General features: G+C 75.8%; 14 protein-coding genes and 1 pseudogene. 8 read left to right on the top strand and 7 right to left on the bottom strand.

The window, feature by feature from the left end:
• Positions 1 to 221 precede the first annotated feature (221 nt).
• The 4 genes and pseudogenes from HNR08_RS11955 to bsh all read left to right on the top strand — a co-directional run bounded on the left by HNR08_RS11955 (position 222) and on the right by bsh (position 6,168).
• The gene (locus tag HNR08_RS11955; protein WP_146837780.1) at positions 222 to 2,201 is read left to right on the top strand and encodes a right-handed parallel beta-helix repeat-containing protein; all 1,980 of its coding nucleotides are present in this window, start codon (positions 222 to 224) and stop codon (positions 2,199 to 2,201) included.
• Positions 2,198 to 3,100, top strand: a complete 903-nt coding sequence (locus HNR08_RS11950) for a dihydrodipicolinate synthase family protein (protein ID WP_221286353.1) — start codon at positions 2,198 to 2,200, stop codon at positions 3,098 to 3,100. Before HNR08_RS11955 ends, HNR08_RS11950 begins: the two co-directional genes overlap by 4 nt.
• Positions 3,097 to 5,088: a YjhG/YagF family D-xylonate dehydratase gene (locus tag HNR08_RS11945; protein WP_146837783.1), complete on the top strand. Its 1,992-nt coding sequence runs from the start codon at positions 3,097 to 3,099 to the stop codon at positions 5,086 to 5,088. Before HNR08_RS11950 ends, HNR08_RS11945 begins: the two co-directional genes overlap by 4 nt.
• A gap of 132 nt (positions 5,089 to 5,220) precedes the next feature.
• A pseudogene (gene bsh / locus HNR08_RS11940) lies at positions 5,221 to 6,168 on the top strand (choloylglycine hydrolase).
• A gap of 51 nt (positions 6,169 to 6,219) precedes the next feature.
• On the opposite strand, the gene topA reads toward bsh, so the two are convergent.
• The 3 genes from topA to HNR08_RS11925 all read right to left on the bottom strand — a co-directional run bounded on the left by topA (position 6,220) and on the right by HNR08_RS11925 (position 10,571).
• Entirely contained in the window at positions 6,220 to 8,994 is a 2,775-nt protein-coding gene (gene topA / locus HNR08_RS11935) for a type I DNA topoisomerase (RefSeq protein ID WP_146837785.1), read from the bottom strand.
• A gap of 114 nt (positions 8,995 to 9,108) precedes the next feature.
• On the bottom strand, positions 9,109 to 10,113 hold the full coding sequence (locus tag HNR08_RS11930; RefSeq protein WP_146837821.1) for a phosphatase PAP2 family protein: 1,005 nt from the start codon (positions 10,111 to 10,113) through the stop codon (positions 9,109 to 9,111).
• A gap of 95 nt (positions 10,114 to 10,208) precedes the next feature.
• Positions 10,209 to 10,571: a hypothetical protein gene (locus HNR08_RS11925; RefSeq protein ID WP_183835019.1), complete on the bottom strand. Its 363-nt coding sequence runs from the start codon at positions 10,569 to 10,571 to the stop codon at positions 10,209 to 10,211.
• A 158-nt stretch (positions 10,572 to 10,729) separates the two neighbouring features.
• Here HNR08_RS11925 and HNR08_RS11920 point away from each other — a divergent pair, with 158 nt between their 5' ends.
• The 3 genes from HNR08_RS11920 to HNR08_RS11910 all read left to right on the top strand — a co-directional run bounded on the left by HNR08_RS11920 (position 10,730) and on the right by HNR08_RS11910 (position 13,512).
• Positions 10,730 to 11,110 carry a VOC family protein gene (locus HNR08_RS11920; protein WP_146837787.1) on the top strand — a complete coding sequence of 127 codons (381 nt, stop codon included), beginning with the start codon at positions 10,730 to 10,732 and terminating at the stop codon, positions 11,108 to 11,110.
• A 90-nt stretch (positions 11,111 to 11,200) separates the two neighbouring features.
• On the top strand, positions 11,201 to 11,935 hold the full coding sequence (locus tag HNR08_RS11915; protein WP_146837789.1) for a response regulator transcription factor: 735 nt from the start codon (positions 11,201 to 11,203) through the stop codon (positions 11,933 to 11,935).
• Positions 11,932 to 13,512, top strand: a complete 1,581-nt coding sequence (locus HNR08_RS11910) for a sensor histidine kinase (protein ID WP_246803066.1) — start codon at positions 11,932 to 11,934, stop codon at positions 13,510 to 13,512. Before HNR08_RS11915 ends, HNR08_RS11910 begins: the two co-directional genes overlap by 4 nt.
• Before the next feature lie 43 nt (positions 13,513 to 13,555).
• Here the strand turns inward: HNR08_RS11910 and HNR08_RS11905 are convergent, their stop codons facing one another.
• The 3 genes from HNR08_RS11905 to radA all read right to left on the bottom strand — a co-directional run bounded on the left by HNR08_RS11905 (position 13,556) and on the right by radA (position 17,232).
• The gene (locus HNR08_RS11905; RefSeq protein WP_146837791.1) at positions 13,556 to 14,488 is read right to left on the bottom strand and encodes an aldo/keto reductase; all 933 of its coding nucleotides are present in this window, start codon (positions 14,486 to 14,488) and stop codon (positions 13,556 to 13,558) included.
• Positions 14,489 to 14,636: 148 nt separating this feature from the next.
• The gene (locus HNR08_RS11900; RefSeq protein ID WP_146837793.1) at positions 14,637 to 15,650 is read right to left on the bottom strand and encodes a hypothetical protein; all 1,014 of its coding nucleotides are present in this window, start codon (positions 15,648 to 15,650) and stop codon (positions 14,637 to 14,639) included.
• A gap of 175 nt (positions 15,651 to 15,825) precedes the next feature.
• A complete protein-coding gene (radA, locus tag HNR08_RS11895) occupies positions 15,826 to 17,232 on the bottom strand; it encodes a DNA repair protein RadA (RefSeq protein ID WP_146837795.1) in 1,407 nt (468 codons plus the stop codon).
• Positions 17,233 to 17,340: 108 nt separating this feature from the next.
• On the opposite strand from radA, the gene disA reads away from it, so the two are divergent.
• Positions 17,341 to 18,417, top strand: a complete 1,077-nt coding sequence (disA, locus tag HNR08_RS11890; protein ID WP_146837797.1) for a DNA integrity scanning diadenylate cyclase DisA — start codon at positions 17,341 to 17,343, stop codon at positions 18,415 to 18,417.
• Between the two features lie 9 nt (positions 18,418 to 18,426).
• Here the strand turns inward: disA and HNR08_RS11885 are convergent, their stop codons facing one another.
• Positions 18,427 to 19,023, bottom strand: a complete 597-nt coding sequence (locus HNR08_RS11885; protein WP_146837799.1) for a hypothetical protein — start codon at positions 19,021 to 19,023, stop codon at positions 18,427 to 18,429.
• Positions 19,024 to 19,058 lie beyond the last annotated feature (35 nt).

Raw genomic sequence — 19,058 nt, 5'->3', positions numbered from 1 at the left:
CGCCATGGCCCAGACCGCGGGCGGCGGGACGCGGCGACCACGGCCGTCGCGCGCTCGGGACGAACGCAGCGAAAGAATTTCGATCCCTGTACCCGCATTCTTGGCCTTCACCGCGGCGCAACCCAGCCGCTAGGGTCGAAGCGGCGCCCCGATCGATAGAAAGAGTTTCTTCGACCGGGCGTCGAACCTCCCGCGCCCCGCCCCGACCGAAGGACGACCCGTTGACCACGCTCCACGTCGCCGTGAGCGGCTCCGACCGGGCGGACGGCACGCCCGGCGCCCCGTTGCGCACCATCCAGCGCGCCGCGCGCGCCGCCCTCCCCGGGGACACCGTGCTCGTGCACGCGGGCACGTACCGCGAGTGGGTGCGGCCCGTGCGCGGCGGCGTCGCCGACGACTGCCGGATCACCTTCGCGGCCGCGCCCGGCGAGCACGTGACGATCACGGGGTCCGAGGCGGTCACGGGCTGGGTCCGCGAGCACGGCTCCGTGTGGCGCGCCGACGTGCCGAACACGCTGTTCGGCGCGTTCAACCCGTTCGACGAGCCCGTCGCCGGCGACTGGCTGCACCCCGGCCCGGGCGGCACGCTCGCCCACCGTGGCGACGTGTACCTGGACGGCCGCTCGCTGTACGAGGTGCACGACCGCGCCGCGGTCGACCACCCCGCGCGCCGCACGCACACCCGCTACCAGTGGACCGCGCTCGACACCGCGCTCGTGGAGCCGGACCGCACGGTCCTCGTCTGGTACGCGGAGGTCGGCGAGGACGTCACGACGATCTGGGCGAACTTCCAGGACGCCGACCCGAACGCCGCGCTGGTCGAGGTCAACGTCCGCCCGTCGGTCTTCACCCCCGAGCGCAGCCACGTCGACTACGTCACCGTGCGGGGCTTCGAGCTCGCGCAGGCCGCGACGCCGTGGGCGCCGCCCACCGCCGACCAGCTCGGCCTGGTCGGCCCCCGCTGGGCGAAGGGGTGGATCATCGAGGACAACCTGATCCGCGACGCCAAGTGCGCCGGGGTCTCGCTCGGCAAGGACGCCGCGAGCGGCGACGGCTTCGCGTCCGAGCGCGGCGACAAGCCGGCGCACCAGTACCAGATCGAGGCCGTCTTCGCCGCCCGGCACCAGGGGTGGGACCGGGAGCAGGTCGGCTCGCACGTGGTACGCCGCAACGAGATCCGCGACTGCGGCCAGAACGGCGTCGTCGGCCACCTGGGCTGCGCGTTCTCGACCATCGCGGACAACCACATCCACCGCATCGGCACCAAGCACGAGTTCTCGGGCTACGAGATCGGCGGTATCAAGCTGCACGCCCCGATCGACGTCACGATCGAGCACAACCGCATCCACGACACCACCCTCGGCATCTGGCTCGACTGGCAGGTGCAGGGCACGCGGATCACCCGCAACCTGCTGTACCGCAACATCCGCGACCTGTTCGTCGAGGTCGCGCACGGCCCCACCACCGTCGACCACAACGTGCTGGCCTCGCCCATCGCCGTCGAGCTGTTCAGCCAGGGCACCGCGTTCGTGCACAACCTGGTGCTGGGGGCCGTACGGGTGCAGGCCGTGCTGGACCGGGCGACGCCGTACCACGTGCCGCACTCCACGCAGGTCGCGGGCTACGCGGTCGTCCACGGCGGGGACGACCGCTACGTCGGCAACCTGTTCGTCGGGTCCCGGCGCGGCGTGTACGGGCCGGACGCCCCGCAGGTGCTCGACGATCTCCCGCCGGAGACGTCCGGCACCCACGCCTACGACGGCGCGCCCGCGTCCTGGGCGGAGTACCTCGAGCGGGTCGGCCCCACCACCGGGGCCGGCGACCACGCGCGGTTCCAGCGGGAGCGCCAGCCCGCCTACGTGTGGTCGAACGCCTACGCCGACGGCGCGCGCCCGGCCGCCCACGAGTCCGGCGCCCGCACCGTCGCGGGGCCCGCCTCCGTCCGGGTGGTCGACGACGGTGCGGAGGTCCACCTGGAGCACGACCTGCCCGCCGCGCTCGTCGCGCCCCTGGTCGGCCTGGTCACGGCACCGGACCTGGGCCGCGTCCGGGTCGTCGGGGCCGGGTACGAGCATCCCGACGGCACCCCCCTCGTCGTGGACGTCGACCTGCTCGGGCACCGCAGGGTGCCCGGCGCCGGCTACCCGCCGGGCCCGCTGACCCGGCTCGACGCCGGCGCCGCGCACGTCCGGGTGTGGTGACCGCGGTGGCCCGGTTCTACGCCCCCGCCGTCACCGCGTTCCACGCCGACGGCACCCTCGACCGCGAGGGCAACGTCGCCGTGTGGGAGCACGTCCTCGACGGCGGCGTCGACGGCATCGTGCTCCTGGGCAGCACCGGCGAGTTCTTCGCGATGCGGCCCGAGCAGAAGCGCGAGCTCATCGACCTGGCGGTCGGGTCCGTCGGCCCCCGGGCCGAGCTCGTGGTCGGCACCGGGTGCCTGCGGGTCGACGAGACGATCGAGCTCAGCCGGTACGCCCTGGACGCCGGCGCGCCCGCCGTGATGATCGTCAGCCCGTACTACTTCGCGCTCGAGGACCCGAGCATCGAGGCGTACTACTCGGCCGTCGCGGAGCAGGTGCCCGGCGACATCTACCTGTACAACTTCCCGGCGCGCACGGGCTACGACCTCGGGCCCGGCGTCACACGGCGGCTGCTGCGCCGGCACCCGAACATCGTCGGGTACAAGGACACGGTCCTGGAGGTCGGGCACACCCGGCGCCTGCTCACCGAGCTGCTGCCGGAGTTCCCCGGGTTCCGGGTGTTCGCCGGGTTCGACGAGAACCTGCACCACGTCGTGACCTCCGGCGGGGCCGGGGCGATCGGCGGCCTCGCCAACCTGTACCCGGAGATCTGCGCCGCCTACGTGCGGGCCGTCGACTCCGGGGACGCCGCGGCGATCGCCCGCGAGCAGCGGCGCGTCGACACGCTCATGGGCCTGTACGCGCTCGGCGCGCCGTTCTTCCCGCTGCTCAAGGAGGGCATGGCGGCACGCGGGGTGCCGATCCAGCGGCACTGCACCCCGCCGCACCTGCCCGCGACGCCGGACCAGTCCGACGCCCTCGCCGCGCTGATGGCCGCGGTGGAGGCCCTGCCATGACGTCCTGGGAGCGCCTCGTCGAGCTGCGCGACGGCACGGACCGGCTGCGGACCCGCGCCGCGGGGCCGCGCGGGAGGCTGCCCCTGACCGCCGAGCAGCTGCGCGAGTCGCCCAGCGGCGACGTGTTCGGGATGACGCAGAACGTCGGCATGGGCTGGCCGGCCGCGAACCTGCTCGGGCCGCAGGTCATGATCGTGTCCACCGCCGGCGGGCTGCGCTCCGCCACCGGCGAGCCGGTCGCGCTCGGCCTGCACTCCGGGCACGTCGAGCTCGCGGACCAGGTGCGCGCCGCCGCGCAGACCGTCGCCGAGGCCGGCGGGCTGCCGTTCGCCACCTTCGTCTCCGACCCGTGCGACGGCCGGACCCAGGGCACCACCGGCATGTTCGACTCGCTGCCGTACCGCAACGACGCCGCCACCGTGATGCGGCGCCTCATCCGGTCGCTGCCCACCCGGGCGGCCGTCCTGGGCGTCGCCACCTGCGACAAGGGCCTGCCCGCCACGATGATGGCGCTCGCGTCGCAGCACGACCTGCCCGCCGTGCTCGTCCCCGGCGGCGTCACGCTGCCCCCGACGACCGGCGAGGACCTGGCGCGCGTCCAGACCATCGGCGCCCGGTTCGCCAACGACGAGCTCACCCTCGAGGAGGCCACCGCGCTCGGCTGCCTCGCCTGCGCGTCCCCGGGCGGCGGCTGCCACTTCCTCGGGACCGCCGGCACCAGCCAGGTGGTCGCCGAGGCGCTCGGCCTCGCGCTCCCCCACTCCGCGCTCGCGCCGTCCGGCTCGCCGGTGTGGGTCGAGATCGCGCGGCAGTCGGCGCTCGCCGTCCTCCACCAGCGCGCCCGCGGCGGCACCACCCGGGACGTCCTCACCCCCGAGGCGTTCGAGAACGCCATGGTGGTGCACGCCGCGGTCGGCGGGTCCACGAACCTGCTGCTGCACCTGCCCGCCATCGCGCACGCCGCCGGGGTCCCGCGGCCCACCGTCGACGACTGGGCGCGCGTCAACGCCGCCGTGCCGCGCCTCGTCAGCGTGCTGCCCAACGGCCCCGTGCAGCACCCCACCATCCGCCTGTTCCTGGCCGGCGGGACACCCGAGGTCATGCTGCACCTGCGCGACCTCGGCCTCCTGCACCTCGACGCCGGCACGGCCACCGGCGAGACGCTCGGCACCGTCCTCGACTGGTGGGCCGGCTCCGCCCGCCGCGCGCGCATGCACCAGATCCTGCGCGTGCAGGACGGGGTGGAGCCCGACGACGTCATCATGAGCCCCGCGCAGGCGCGCCGGCGCGGCCTCACCCCCACCTCCACCTTCCCCCGGGGGAACCTCGCCCCGGAGGGCTCCGTCGTCAAGTCCACCGCCATCGACCCCCGCCGCCTCGCCGACGGCGTGTTCCACCACGTCGGCCCCGCCCGGGTCTTCACCTCCGAGGCCGGCGCGATCGCCGCCATCAAGGCCCGCGACGTCGCCCCGGGCGACATCATGGTGATCATCGGCGGCGGCCCCCTCGGCACCGGCATGGAGGAGACCTACCAGGTCACCTCCGCGCTCAAGCACCTCAGCTACGGCACGGAGATCTCGCTGGTCACCGACGCGCGGTTCTCCGGCGTGTCCACCGGCGCGTGCGTCGGCCACGTCGGGCCGGAGGCGCTGGCCGGAGGGCCGCTCGGGCGGCTCCGCGACGGCGACCTCGTGGAGATCCGCATCGACGTCACGCGGCTGACGGGCTCCGTGGACTACGTCGGGTCGGCCGGCGCCCGGGTCACGCCGGTCGAGGGCGCTGCGGTGCTCGCCCGGCGGCCGCCGCACCCGGGGCTCGCCGCGCACCCGCGCCTGCCGGACGACACGCGCCTGTGGGCGGCGCTGCAGGACGTGAGCGGCGGGACATGGGGCGGGGCGGTGTACGACGTGGACCGCGTCATCGAGGTGCTGCGGGCGGGCGTGCGGGCGCTGGACGGCCCGGCGGACCGGCGACCGCGCGCCGGCTGACGTCCGGCCCCGGGTGCACCCGCCCCGAGCCCGCGACATGCTGGACCCGCGGATCCGGCCGCGCACCGACGTCCCCGGCACGCCGGGGTGGTGCACCCGGCGGCCGGGACGCACCGGACAGGGGGCGACGACATGTGCACGGGAATCAGGTTCTCCGACGGCGACGGCCATCTGTACCTCGCCCGCAACCTCGACTGGACGAGCGGCTACGGCGAGCGGGTGGTCGTGACGCCCACGGGGTACGTCCCGCGGTCGCCGTTCGGGGCGGTGCCGGCCATCCGGCACGCGACCATCGGCATGGGCATCGTCGCGGAGGGCACCCCGCTGTAGTTCGACTGCGGGAACGACGCCGGCCTCGCCGTCGCGGGCCTGAACTTCCCCGGCTACGCGTCGTACGCGCCGGAGCCGGTCGCGGGCGCGACGAACGTCGCCGCGTACGAGTTCCCGCTCTGGGTGGCCTCGCAGTTCGCGAGCGTGGCCGAGGTCGAGGCCGCGCTCGCCGACGTCGTGATCGTCGACCGGCCGATCAACGAGACGTACCCGAGCTCGCTGCTGCACTGGATCATCGGCGACGCCGAGCGCGCCGTCGTCGTCGAGCACACGGCCGACGGGATGCACGTGCTCGACGACGACGTCGACGTCCTGGCGAACCAGCCCGGGTTCGGCTGGCACCACGAGAACCTGCGGAACTACCTGAACGTCTCGCCGGAGTTCCCCGAGGAGACCGTGCTCGGCGGGGCGCGCCTGACGCCGTTCGGCTCGGGGTCGCACATGCGCGGCGTCCCCGGTGACTACTCCTCCCCGTCCCGGTTCGTCCGGGCGGCCTACGTGCACGCGCACCACCCGGCGAAGGCGACCGAGGAGGAGAACGTCAGCCGCGCGTTCCACACCCTGCAGCAGGTCGCCATGGTGGACGGGGCCGCCGCGATGGGGTCGGGCGAGTTCGAGAGGACGATCTACACGGGACTGTTCTCGTCCCGGACGACGACGTACTCGTGGAACACGTACGACGACCCGGCGATCCGCAGCGTGCGCCTGCACGACCACGCGCCGGGCGGGGCGGAGCTCGTGGTCGTGTAGGCGGCGGTCCCTTGCTTCCACCTTCCCGGAAAGTGGAAGCAAGGCCCCCGCCTACTTCTTCGTCGCCGCCTTCTTCCGCGGCGCCGCCGGCTTGCGCGCGGCGGGCTTCTTCTTCGGCCCCTGCGCCCGCTTCTCGGCGAGCAGCTCGACCGCCTGCTCCCGGCTGATCGACTCCGGCGTCACGTCCCGCGGCAGCGTGCGGTTCGTCTCGCCGTCGGTCACGTACGCGCCGAACCGGCCGTCCTTGACCACGATCGGCTTGCCGGACGTCGGGTCCTCGCCGAGCTCGCGCAGCGGCGGGGTGGCCGTCGCGCCGCGACCGCGCTTCGGCTGGGCGTAGATGGCCAGCGCCTCCTCGAGCGTCGTCGTGAAGATCGCCTCCTCCGACGGCAGCGTGCGGGAGTCCGTGCCCTTCTTGAGGTACGGGCCGTAGCGGCCGTTCTGGGCGGTGATCTCCGCGCCCGACTCCGGGTCGGTGCCCACGACGCGCGGCAGGCTGAGCAGCTGGAGCGCCTCGTCGAGCGTGATCGTCTGCAGGGACTGCGACTTCAGCAGCGAGCCGGTGCGGGGCTTGGGCAGCGCCGCGAGGGCCTTCTTGCGCGCCGCGGCCGACAGGTTCGGGTCGAGGTCCGGCTCGGGCAGCAGCTCGGTCACGTACGGGCCGTACCGGCCGTTCTTCGCGACCACCGTGTGCCCGGACGCGGGGTCGGTGCCCAGCACCAGGTCGCCCTCGGGCTGGGTCTCCAGCAGCTCGCGGGCCTTCTCGACGGTCAGCTCGTCCGGCGCGAGGTCGTCCGGCACCGACGCGCGGCGCGGGTTGCCGTCCGGGCCGGGCTCGCCCCCCGACTCCTCGATGTACGGGCCGTAGCGGCCGACGCGCAGGGTGATGCCGTCGCCGATGTCGATCGAGTTGACCTCGCGGGCGTCGATCTCGCCGAGGTTGGCGACGAGCTCGCGCAGGCCGTCCCCGTCGGGCCCGTCCGCAGCGTCGGAGCCGAAGTAGAACCGGGTCAGCCAGTCGACGCGGTCCTTCTGCCCCGCCGCGATCGCGTCGAGGTCCTCCTCCATCGAGGCGGTGAAGTCGTAGTCGACGAGCCGGTCGAAGTTCTCCTCGAGCAGCCGGGTCACGGCGAACGCCAGCCAGCTCGGCACGAGCGCCTGCCCGCGCGACGTCACGTACCCGCGGTCCTGGATCACGGAGATGGTCGCGGCGTAGGTCGACGGGCGGCCGATGCCGCGCTCCTCGAGCGCCTTCACCAGGCTCGCCTCGGTGAACCGCGGCGGCGGGGAGGTGCGGTGCCCGTCGGCGGTGAGGTCCGACGCGGTGACCGGGTCGCCCTCGGCCATCTGCGGCAGCCGCGTCTCGCGTGCGCCGCCCTTCTCGCCGGCCTCGGCGTCGCCGGAGTACCGCTCGACGTCCCGCCCCTCCTCGTACGCGGCGAGGAAGCCCCGGAACGTGATGACCGTGCCGCTGGCCGCGAACACCGCGTCGGTGGCCGCGCCCGCGGCCGGGCCGTCGGTGGCCGTCGCGGGCGCCGGGACGGTCGCGGCGATCCGGACGGAGGCGGTCGACCCGCGGGCGTCCGCCATCTGCGAGGCGACCGTGCGCTTCCAGATCAGCTCGTACAGCCGGAACTGGTCGCCGGACAGCTCGCGCGCCACCTGGGCAGGGGTGCGGAAGTTGTCCCCGGCGGGGCGGATGGCCTCGTGCGCCTCCTGCGCACCCTTGCTCTTCGAGGCGTACACGCGGGGCTTGTCCGGCACGTGGTCCGCGCCGTAGAGCTCGGCGGCCTGGCGGCGCGCGGCGTCGATCGCCTGCGTGCTCAGCACGGGCGAGTCGGTCCGCATGTAGGTGATGTAGCCGTTCTCGTACAGCGTCTGCGCGGTGCGCATCGTCTGCCGGGAGGACATCCGCAGCTTGCGGCTCGCCTCCTGCTGCAGGGTCGACGTGGTGAACGGCGCGGCGGGACGGCGGGTGTACGGCTTCGTCTCGAGCGACCGGACGCCGAACGCGGCGCCGTCCAGCGCGGAGACCCACGCGCGGGCGGCGGCCTCGTCCAGGTGCACGGGCCGGCTCGCGCCGCTGCCCTTGAGCACGCCGTCGTCGCCGAAGTCGCGGCCGGACGCCACGCGGCGCTCGCCGAGGGCCACCAGGCGGGCGTCGAACGTCGGCTCGGCGTCGTCCGCGACCGCGAAGGTCGCGGTGAGGTCCCAGTAGTCCGCGGCCCGGAACGCCATCCGCTCGCGCTCCCGCTCGACGACGAGCCGGGTCGCGACGGACTGCACACGGCCCGCGGACAGGCCCTGGCGGACCTTGCGCCACAGCACCGGGCTCACCTCGTAGCCGTACAGCCGGTCGAGGATGCGGCGGGTCTCCTGGGCGTCGACCAGGCGGTCGTCGAGCTCGCGGGTGTTCTCCAGCGCGCGGGTGATGGCCTCGCGGGTGATCTCGTGGAACACCATCCGCTTGACCGGGACTTTGGGCTTGAGCTCCTGCAGCAGGTGCCACGCGATGGCCTCGCCCTCGCGGTCCTCGTCGGTGGCGAGGTAGAGCTCGTCGGACTCCTTGAGCAGGCGCTTGAGCTCGGCGACCTTCTTCTTCTTGTCGGAGTCGACGACGTAGTAGGGCTCGAAGCCGTTGTCCACGTCGACCGCGAACTTGCCGAACGGGCCCTTCTTCATGTCCGCGGGCAGCTCGCTCGGCTGCGGCAGGTCACGGATGTGCCCGACGCTCGCCTCGACCTCGAAGTCGTCGCCGAGGTACCCGGCGATCGTGCGCGCCTTGGCGGGCGACTCCACGATGACCAGCTTGCGACCTGCCGACATGCGCTCCTGCTTCCTGTGACTGCCCGGGTCCCGCGGCTCCCTGCCACGCCCGGGGCGACGCGTGCCCCCACGGCTCCGGCGCCGACAGCATGCCACCGCCCGTGCGGGGGAACTCTACGACGTCGGTCCCACGCGGGCCGAGCGCGCGGTGGCGGACCGCCGCAGCACCAGCAGGACCGCGAACACCGCCGCGGCGACGGCGACGACGCCCAGGGCCCCGCCGCCGTACGACGTGAGCAGCTCGGCCCGGCCGGCCATGGGGTCCGCCGCCAGCCAGGTGCTGCGCAGGGCGACGACCGCCCCCGCCCCGGCGAGGACGGCCACCGCGCCCAGCAGCACCAGGGCCGTGGTGGTCCCCGCCCGGTCGCCGCGGCCGCCCCCGCGGGGCACCGTCCGCAGCGCGGCCGTCGGCGGCTGCCGGTCCCCCGCCGGGTCCACGCCGAGCGCGAGGACCGCGCAGCCCAGCGCGCCCCAGGCCAGCACGACGAGCAGCCCGGCGACCACGTCGGACGGCCGGTGCCACTGCCCGATCAGCGTGCTCACGCCGGTCGCGCCGGCGTACCCGGCGCCCAGCACGGCGGCCCACGGACGGGCCCGGGGCGGCACCACCAGCAGCACCGCCACCGCGACGGAGGCCGCCGCCGTGGTGTGCCCGCTCGGCAGCGTGTTGAACTCCGGGCCGTGCCCGAGCTCCGGGCGGTCCAGCACGAGGAGCTTGAGCACCCGGGTGCTGAGGTTCGCCCCGCCGAGCACCACCGCGGCGACCAGCGCGAGACCCCAGCGCCGCCGGACGACCGCGATCACCGCGCACGCCAGCACCGCGGCCGCGAGGAACCCGGTCGACACCACGTCGAGCACCGGCTCGGCGATCTCCCAGAGCCGGGTGCGGCCGATGTGCGCGCCCTCGAGCGCCGCCTGGTCGACCGCCTGGCCGTGCTCCGTGCCGACGAACACCCGCCACGTGGCCCACGTCGCCACCGCGGCGACCACGGCCACCAGCAGCGCGACGGCCACGCGGCCCGCGCTGCCCCGCACCCGCGCGCCGACCGCGCCGGACGACGCGCGCGCCGGGAGGGGCGCGCCCGGGGCGTGCGGCTCGGCGGAGGTCGGGCGGGACATGGGGTCCACGGTAGGCGAGCCCGCCGACGCGGCGCCCGGCGCACCGGCGGCGGACACGATTCCTCCACCACCCCCGACGCGGGTCCCCGCCCGCGTCAGCCCCGCACCCCCGGCCCCGCGGCGAGCACGGGGTCGACGCCGTCGTCCAGGACCACCGCGTGCGGGCCGGCCTGCGCCAGGTGCCCGCGGGTCTCGGCGTCCGCGTGCACGCACAGCAGGCAGCCGCCGCGCGCCTCCAGCCGCGTCGCCGCCTCGTCCACGACCTCCGCCGCCCGCCGGCTGCGCAACCGCGCGGACCGCAGGTCGAGCACGACGATCGACGCGCACGCCGACAGCGCGTCCAGCAGCGCCCGCAGCCGCCCGGACTCGGCGCGGCCGAACGACCCCGCGGGGCGGACGGTCGCGGTCAGCCACGTGCCCTCGGTCTCCTGCCGGGCCGGTGCGTCCAGGACGGTCATGTCGGGCTCCTTCCGCCGTGCCCCGCGGGCCGGGGCGACGGCACCAGCGCACCGGCCCGGGCTGAGGACCGCCTGGGGACGCCCCGGTGCGACCCTGTGGACCGCGCGCGGCCCCGGGTGCACCCTGGGGGCACGGACCGGACGACGGGGAGGCCGTCATGCTCGACCTCAGCAGGGGCTTCAGCGGGTTCTCGGTGGCGGACGTCCCGGCCGCCCGCGCGTTCTACGCCGACGTGCTCGGGCTGGACGCCGAGGAGCGGGACGGCCTGCTCTGGCTGCACCTGTCCGGCGGCCGCGACGTCCTCGCGTACCCGAAGGGGGAGGCGCACGTCCCCGCGACGTACACGGTGCTGAACTTCCCGGTGCCGGACGTGCCGGCCGCGGTGGCGGTGCTGCGCGGCCGGGGCGTGCGGTTCGAGCGCTACGAGGGCACGCCGACGCAGACCGACGAGGACGGGGTGTTCCGGGGCGGCGGCCCGCTGATCGCCTGGTTCACCGACCCGTCGGGCAACGTGCTGTCGGTGATCGAGGAGGACTGACCCGCCCCGCGAACGCCCCCTGGGCGGCGCACAGGGTTTCCACAGGTGCACGTCAGGGCCGGCTCAGGTCCCGCGCTCATGCTCGGTGCCATGACGACCTCCACGCTCCCGCGCGACGCCCTCACCCGAGCGGACGGCCAGCCGGTCCGCGCCCTCGTCGTGGACGACGAGGCGACCCTCGCCGAGCTCCTCGCCACCGCCCTGCGCTACGAGGGCTGGTCGGTGGAGCACGCGCTCACCGGCCACGCCGCGATCAAGCAGGCGAAGGCGTTCGACCCGGACGTCATCCTGCTCGACGTCATGCTGCCGGACCTGTCCGGCCTCGACGTCCTGCGCCGCATCCGCGCGACGCACCCCACGGTCCCGGTGCTGTTCCTCACCGCCAAGGACGCCGTCGAGGACCGCATCGCCGGCCTCACCGCGGGCGGCGACGACTACGTCACGAAGCCGTTCAGCCTGGAGGAGGTCGTCGCGCGCCTGCGCGCCCTGCTCCGCCGCACCGGCGCCGTGTCCGAGCGCGAGGAGGCGGTGCTCGTCGTCGGCGACCTCCGCATGGACGAGGACTCGCACGAGGTGTCCCGCGGCGGCGACGACATCCGCCTGACCGCGACCGAGTTCGAGCTGCTCCGCTACTTCATGCGCAACCCCAAGCGGGTGCTGTCCAAGGCGCAGATCCTCGACCGGGTGTGGCAGTACGACTTCGGCGGGCAGGCGAACATCGTCGAGCTCTACGTGTCCTACCTGCGCCGCAAGATCGACAAGGGCCGCGAGCCGATGCTGCACACGCTGCGCGGCGTCGGGTACGTGCTGAAGCCCGCGGCGTGAGCGGCACCGCGCGGCGCGCCCGGCCCCGCTGGACCCTGCGCCGCCGGCTGGTGGCCGTGGTCGTCGCGCTCGTCGCGACCGTGGCCGCCGTCATGGGCCTGGCGTCCACGCTCGCGCTGCGGTCCTCGCTGCTGCGGCAGATCGACGACCGGCTCGACTCCGCGAGCACGCGCGCCGCCGCGGCCCCCGGGCGCCTGGACCGGGCGCAGGAGCTGGGCCTGGCACCGCCGGAGGACGCGGGCGACGCGGCGACGACGGACCCCGGCGAGCAGCAGCGCGACGGCGTCCCGCCGGCGTTCGGCCTGCCCGGTCAGGACGTCGGGACGGTCAGCCTGTTCGAGAGCGCCGACGGGGCCGCCGTGCAGGCCGGCTACCTGGACGACTCCGCGCGCATCCAGCCGCTCACCGACGACCAGACCGCCGTGCTGCTCGACGTCGCGGCCGACGGCACCCCCCGCACGGTGGACCTGCCGGGGCTCGGCAGCTACCGGGTGCAGGCGGTGGTCTCCGACGGCGGCGACACCTCCGTCACCGCGATCCCGCTCGCCGGCGTGACGTCCACGGTCGACGCCTACGTGGCGGTCGAGGTGGCCGTGGCCGCGCTCGGCCTGCTGGTCGCCGCCGCCCTGGCGACCCTGCTGGTGCGCCGGGAGCTGCGGCCGCTGGCCCGGGTCGCCGCCACGGCGTCCCGCGTCTCGGAGATGCCGCTCGCCCGCGGCGAGGTCGACATCCGCGAGCGCGTACCGGACGAGGACACCGACCCCGCGACCGAGGTCGGCCAGGTCGGCGCCGCCCTCAACCGGATGCTCGGGCACGTCGAGGGCGCCCTGACCGCCCGGCACGAGTCCGAGACGCAGGTGCGCCGGTTCGTCGCGGACGCCAGCCACGAGCTGCGCACCCCGCTGGCGTCGATCCGCGGCTACGCCGAGCTCGTCCAGCGCATGCCCGGCGACCTGCCGGACGACGTCGTGCGGGCGATGGGCCGCGTCGAGTCGGAGGCGCGGCGCATGACGTCGCTGGTCGAGGACATGCTGCTGCTCGCGCGGCTCGACGCCGGGCGGGACCTCGACGTCGGCGAGGTGGACCTCGCCGCGCTGGCCGTCGACGCCGTCGCCGACGCGCACGTCGCCGGGCGGGACCACGTCTGGCGGCTGGACCTCGACGCGCTGACGGAGGCCGGTGACGACGGGGCCGGAGCCGTGGTGGCCGGCGACGAGCACCGGCTGCGGCAGGTGCTGGTCAACCTGCTGTCCAACGCCCGGGTGCACACCCCGGCCGGCACCACCGTCGTGGTCGCCGTCGCCCCCGAGGGCGACGACGTGCTGCTGCGCGTGCGCGACGACGGGCCCGGCATCGCGGAGCCGCTGCGGTCGCGGCTGTTCGAGCGGTTCGCCCGCGGCGACGCGTCGCGCAACCGCGCGGCCGGGTCCACCGGGCTCGGGCTGGCGATCGTGCACGCGGTGGTCGCCGCGCACAGCGGGACGATCGAGGTCGACGGGACCCCCGGCGCCACGACCTTCACGGTGCGGCTGCCGCGCGCGGGGGCGGACGAGGCGGCGGCGGTGCCGGTGGGCTGAGGCACCGCGTCGCGCGCGGCCCCGCCGCCGCCCCGCGCCGCCGTCAGGACGCGGCGGCCAGGGCGTCCAGCTCGTCGTCCGCGAGCACGAGGCGCGCGCCCGCGAGCAGGTCCGGCAGCTGCTCGACGCTGCGGGCGCTCGCGATCGGCGCGGCCACGCCCGGCTGCACGCGCAGCCACGCGAGCGACACCGCGGTCACCGACGTGCCGTGCGCCGCGGCGACCTCGTCCAGCACCGCCAGCACCCGCCGCCCGCGGTCGTCCAGGTAGCGCGACGCGCCGCCCGCACGCGGGCTGTCCACCGCCGGTCCGCCGTCCCGGTACTTGCCCGTGAGGAACCCGCTCGCGAGCGACGAGTAGGGCAGCACGCCGATGCCCTCGCGGACGGCGAGCTCCTGCAGCGGGCCCTCGTACTCCGCGCGGTGCACGAGGTTGTAGTGCGGCTGCAGGGCGACGAACCGGGCGACCCCGAGCTCGTCGGCGATCCGCAGCGCCTCCGCCAGCCGGTCCGCCGTGAAGTTCGAGGCCCCGACGTACCGGGCCTTGCCCTCGGCGACGACCTCGCCCAGCGCGGCGACGGTCTCCTCCAGCGGGGTGCTCGGGTCGTCGGCGTGCGCGTAGTAGAGGTCGACGTAGTCGGTGCCGAGGCGCTTCAGCGACGCGTCGATCGCCGCGCGCACGACCGGCCGCGACGTGCCGAGCAGGTCGGCGTGCTTGCCCACCTTCGTCGCCACGACGACGTCCGGGCGGTTCTGCCGGGACGCCATCCAGCGGCCCAGCACCTCCTCGGACTCCCCGCCCTCGTGCCCGGGGACCCACTGCGAGTAGACGTCCGCCGTGTCGACGAAGCTGCCGCCCTCCGCCGCGAACGCGTCGAGCACGGCGAACGACGCCTGCTCGTCCGCGGTCCAGCCGAACACGTTGCCCCCCAGGTTCAGGGGCAGGACGTCCAGGTCGGTGGTGCCGATGCGTGCCATGGTCCTCCTCGGTCGGGCGGCGCCGGCCGGGGGGACGGCGCCGTGGTGCGTGGTGCGTGCTGCGCGGACGGCGCGCCGGCGGGTCCGCCCGGCGGTCCGTCCTCCACCCTCGGGGCGTCGGCCGCAGGCGCGGGCGCGCTCGCCCGGGTCAGAGCGGGTACGCGGCGTACAGGTTGCGGATGTCCGCCGCCGGACCGGTGAGGCGGAACACCGTGGTCCCGTTGCTCCACACGGCCACGCCCGTCCCGTCGCCCGCGTCGACGACGGTCGCGCTGCCCGTCGGCTGGCCGGCCACGAGGACGTCCTCCTGGAGCAGCACGGCCGGGGCGCCCGCGGCCGCCGTCGCCCCGTCCGCCGGTGCCTCGCCCGCGGCCGGGAGCGCGGCGGTGAGCGTCGCGAGGAACGCCGCGGCCTCCTCCGGGGTCTCCCACTGGCCCGCCTGCACGGCGACCGTGCCGGACGCGCCGTCGGTGTAGGACTCGGCGTACGCCTCGAGGGCCCCGCCCGCCAGCCACTGCGGCTCCTCGGCGGACGCGGCCAGGGCGTACTGGAGCAGGGTCGTCGGCAGGGCGGTGGCGAAGGCCGTCGTGGCCGGACGCGCCACCGGGGCGACGGTGCTGGTCGGGAGCGGCTGCTCCACCACCGGGCCGGCCTCGGGGGTGGTCGGCCCGTCGTCACGGAGCAGCAGCCACGCGGTGGTGCCGCCGGCGACGAGCAGGACCGCGAGCGCCACGGCGCCGGCGATCCACCAGCGGCGGCGGCGCCCGGGCGTGGCTGCGGGCGGCTGCGGTGCGTCCGACGCCGGGCCGGGGTCCGATGCCGCGCCGGGCTCCGATGCCGTGCCGGGGTCCGCCGCGGTGCGCGGGACGGGCGCGGGCCGCGGGTCACCGGTGGCCGGCGACGGGACCACCGGGTGCGCGCCGGTCGCGGTGGCGTCGGCATCCGCGCGCAGGTCCCGCCGGGTGCGCCGCAGGGGCGCGGCGGGCTCCGCGGCGGCCGGCGCCGAGGTCGGCGCCGGCTGCGGCCAGGCGGGCGCGGCGTCCGGCGTCCGGGCGGTTCCGGTGGCGTCGTCGCCGCGCACGGACGGCCAGCGCGGCCCGCGCGCCGGCGGCACCGGGGCTCCCGAGCCGTCGTGCGCCCGTCGGCCGTCGGTTCCAGTCATGCACGTGCTCCTGCCGCTGCGGGGTCGGGCGGTTCCGCGGCAGCCTAACGGGCGCGCGGGCGCGCGCCGCGGACCCGCGCCGTGCGGCCGCGGCCCGGGTCGGCGCTCGCCCCGCTCGCGAGCGGGCGCTGCAGCGTGCCTGCACGCGAGCAGGACGGCGACGTCGTCCGACCGGTCAGCGCCCGGCGACCCGCGCCGCCTCCGGCCGGGTCAGCCGCACGGCCTCGCCGAGGTCCGCCGCCTGCGCGACCCGCATCCCCGCGGGCGCCTGCCCGGGCTCGACCGACTCGGCCGGCACCACCGCGTGCGTGAACCCCAGCCGGGCGGCCTCCGCGAGCCGGCGCACCGTCCCGGTGACCGCACGGATCTCCCCCGCGAGCCCGACCTCGCCGATCGCCACGAGCCGCGGCGGCAGGGCGACGTTCTCCCGGCTGCTCACGGTCGCCAGCGCGAGCGCCAGGTCCGCCGCGGGCTCGACCACGCGGGCGCCGCCGACGGTCGAGACGTACACGTCCTGGTCCGCCACCTTGAGGCCCGCCCGGCGCTGCAGCACCGCCAGCACCATCGCGAGCCGCGACCCGTCGACGCCGCTGGTGGTCCGGCGCGGGTTGGCGAGCATGCTCGGGGCCACCAGCGCCTGCACCTCGGTGGCCAGCGGCCGGCGGCCCTCCAGCGTCACGGTCACGCAGGTGCCGGGCACGTGGTGCCGCTCGTGCGACACGAACAGCCCGGACGGGTCGGCCAGGCCGACGATCCCGGACTCGTTGAGGTCGAAGCAGCCGACCTCGTCGGTCGGGCCGTACCGGTTCTTCGTCGCGCGCAGCAGGCGCAGCCGCGAGTGCCGGTCGCCCTCGAACTGGCAGACCACGTCGACCAGGTGCTCGAGCGTGCGCGGCCCGGCGACGGCGCCGTCCTTCGTCACGTGGCCCACCAGCACGACGGGCAGCCCCCGCTCCTTGGCCGCGGCGATCAGCGCGGCCGCGACCTCGCGGACCTGGGCGACGCCGCCCGGCGACCCCTCGACCGCCGCCGAGGCGACCGTCTGCACCGAGTCGAGCACCAGCAGGTCCGGCTCCGTCTGGGCGAGGTGCCCGAGGATCGTGCCGAGGTCGGTCTCCGCCGTGAGCAGCAGCGTGCCCGCGAGCGCCCCGATCCGCTCGGCCCGCAGCCGCACCTGCCCCGCCGACTCCTCCCCCGTCACGTACAGGACGGTCCGCCCGCCCGACGCGACGCGGCTCGCGACGTCGAGCAGCAGGGTCGACTTGCCGACGCCCGGCTCGCCCGCCAGCAGCACGACCGCCCCGGGCACCAGGCCGCCGCCGAGCACCCGGTCCAGCTCGCCGACGCCCGTGGGGCGGGACCGGGCGGTCTCGACGTCGATCTCCGCGATCGGCCGCGCCGCGCCGCGCACCGGCACCTGCACCGCCGTGCGGGGGGCCGCGCCGCCGGGCCCCGTGTCCTCGGACACCGAGCCCCACGTCTGGCACTCCCCGCACCGGCCGACCCACTTGGACGTCGTCCAGCCGCACTCGGTGCAGCGGAACGCGGGACGGGCGGTCCGGGCGGAGGTGGTGGTCGACACGCGCGCCACGCTAGCCGCCGCCACCCACACCCGGCCGTGACCGCATCGCAACCGTCCACCGGCGCGCGCCGGGCCGCGGGCGTCACCGGCTCCCCGTAGGATCGCGCCGTGCCCACGACCACGCCGCCGGACGACCTGCTGCGGCACACCCTGGCCGCCGTCGCCCCCGGCACCGAGCTGCGCGACGGCCTGGAGCGGATCCTGCGCGGACGCACCGGCGCGCTGATCGTCCTGGGCCGGGACGCCACGGTCGAGAGCATCTGCTCCGGCGGGTTCGAGCTCGACGTCGAGTTCTCCGCGACCCGCCTGCGCGAGCTCGCGAAGATGGACGGCGCGATCGTCATGGACCCGGGCACCCGGCGGATCGTGCGGGCGGCCGTGCAGCTGCTCCCCGACCCGACGATCTCGACCTCCGAGTCCGGCACCCGGCACCGCACCGCCGAGCGGGTCGCGAAGCAGACCGGCCTGCCGGTGATCTCCGTGTCCGCGTCCATGCGGATCATCGCGCTCTACGTCGGCGACCAGCGGCACGTGCTCGAGAACGCCGACGCGATCATGTCCCGGGCCAACCAGGCGCTCGCCACGCTCGAGCGGTACAAGTCCCGCCTCGACGAGGTCAGCGGCACGCTGTCCGCCCTGGAGATCGAGGACCTCGTCACCGTCCGCGACGTCTGCGTGGTCGTCCAGCGGCAGGAGATGGTGCGCCGCATCTCCGAGGAGATCGCGGGCTACGTCGTCGAGCTCGGCACCGACGGCCGCCTGCTGTCCCTGCAGCTCGACGAGCTCACCGGCGGCATCGGCACCGACAGCGAGCTGGTCATCCGCGACTACCTCGACTCCAGCCGCCGGGACGCCGAGGCCATCCAGGCCTCGCTCGCGACCCTCGACTCCACCGAGCTCCTCGACCTCGCGCTCATCGCCCGGGTGCTCGGCCTGCCCGCCGGCGTCGAGATGCTCGACGCCGCCACCGGCCCCCGCGGCTACCGGCTCATGTCGAAGGTGCCGCGACTGCCGTCCGCGATCGTCGACCGGCTCGTCGGGCACTTCTCCGGGCTGCAGAAGCTGCTCGCGGCGAACATCGACGACCTCATGGCGGTCGACGGCGTCGGCGAGCAGCGGGCGCGGGCCGTGCGCGAGGGGCTGTCCCGCCTGGCGGAGTCCAGCATCCTCGAGCGGTACGTCTGAGCCCCGGCCTCACTCGAGGCCGAACACCACCGGCTCCGTCGTCACGCCCGCGAGCGTGAGCACCGCCTGGTACGTGCCCGGCAGCGCCGCGGCCTGACCCGTCGCGCAGCCCTCGACCGACCGGTTCCGGTCCCACTGCACCTGGCGCTCGTCGGGCTCCCCCGGTGCGAGCAGCAGCGGCATCGGGTCCGTGCCGCCGCAGTCGGTGCTCGCCCAGATCCGGTCGCTGCCGGACGTGATGAGGATCTGCCGCTGCGCCTCGCCGGCGTCCACCAGGCAGGGCTGCTCGCCGTCGTTCACCAGCGTGATCGTGAACGTGGGGAGCGCCCCGGCCCCGTAGGTCGTCCCGTCCGCCGCGAGCGTCACGCCGAGCGCCGCCGCGTCGCACGCCGGGGTGCTGGCCGCCTCCGCGTCGCTCTTCCCGTCGGTCGCCGCCGTCGTCGGTGAGGTCGGGGCCGGGGTGCCCTCGGGGTCGCTGCCGCCCAGCAGCGCCCGGACGCCCAGGACCAGCAGCACGACCACCGCGACGAGCACGAGCAGCACGACCGCGCGCCGCACCCAGTACACGCGGGCGGGCAGCGAGCCCTCCGGCCGCAGCACGCCCATGTCCCGGTCCCTCCGTCTCGGTGGTCGCGCTCACG

This window comes from Cellulomonas hominis, from assembly GCF_014201095.1.
GTDB classification, from domain to species: domain Bacteria; phylum Actinomycetota; class Actinomycetes; order Actinomycetales; family Cellulomonadaceae; genus Cellulomonas; species Cellulomonas hominis.
The sequence above is the reverse complement of the archived record's forward strand: the minus strand, read 5'-3'. Positions and strand labels throughout refer to the sequence as shown.

What these genes read in the sequence shown, in the direction of transcription:
- HNR08_RS11945 (WP_146837783.1), top strand. Translation starts at nt 3,097, where the DNA reads ATGACGTCCTGGGAGCGCCTCGTCGAGCTGCGCGACGGCACGGACCGG.
- topA (WP_146837785.1), bottom strand. Translation starts at nt 8,994, where the DNA reads ATGTCGGCAGGTCGCAAGCTGGTCATCGTGGAGTCGCCCGCCAAGGCG.
- HNR08_RS11930 (WP_146837821.1), bottom strand. Translation starts at nt 10,113, where the DNA reads ATGTCCCGCCCGACCTCCGCCGAGCCGCACGCCCCGGGCGCGCCCCTC.
- HNR08_RS11925 (WP_183835019.1), bottom strand. Translation starts at nt 10,571, where the DNA reads ATGACCGTCCTGGACGCACCGGCCCGGCAGGAGACCGAGGGCACGTGG.
- HNR08_RS11920 (WP_146837787.1), top strand. Translation starts at nt 10,730, where the DNA reads ATGCTCGACCTCAGCAGGGGCTTCAGCGGGTTCTCGGTGGCGGACGTC.
- HNR08_RS11915 (WP_146837789.1), top strand. Translation starts at nt 11,201, where the DNA reads ATGACGACCTCCACGCTCCCGCGCGACGCCCTCACCCGAGCGGACGGC.
- HNR08_RS11905 (WP_146837791.1), bottom strand. Translation starts at nt 14,488, where the DNA reads ATGGCACGCATCGGCACCACCGACCTGGACGTCCTGCCCCTGAACCTG.
- HNR08_RS11900 (WP_146837793.1), bottom strand. Translation starts at nt 15,650, where the DNA reads ATGACTGGAACCGACGGCCGACGGGCGCACGACGGCTCGGGAGCCCCG.
- HNR08_RS11885 (WP_146837799.1), bottom strand. Translation starts at nt 19,023, where the DNA reads ATGGGCGTGCTGCGGCCGGAGGGCTCGCTGCCCGCCCGCGTGTACTGG.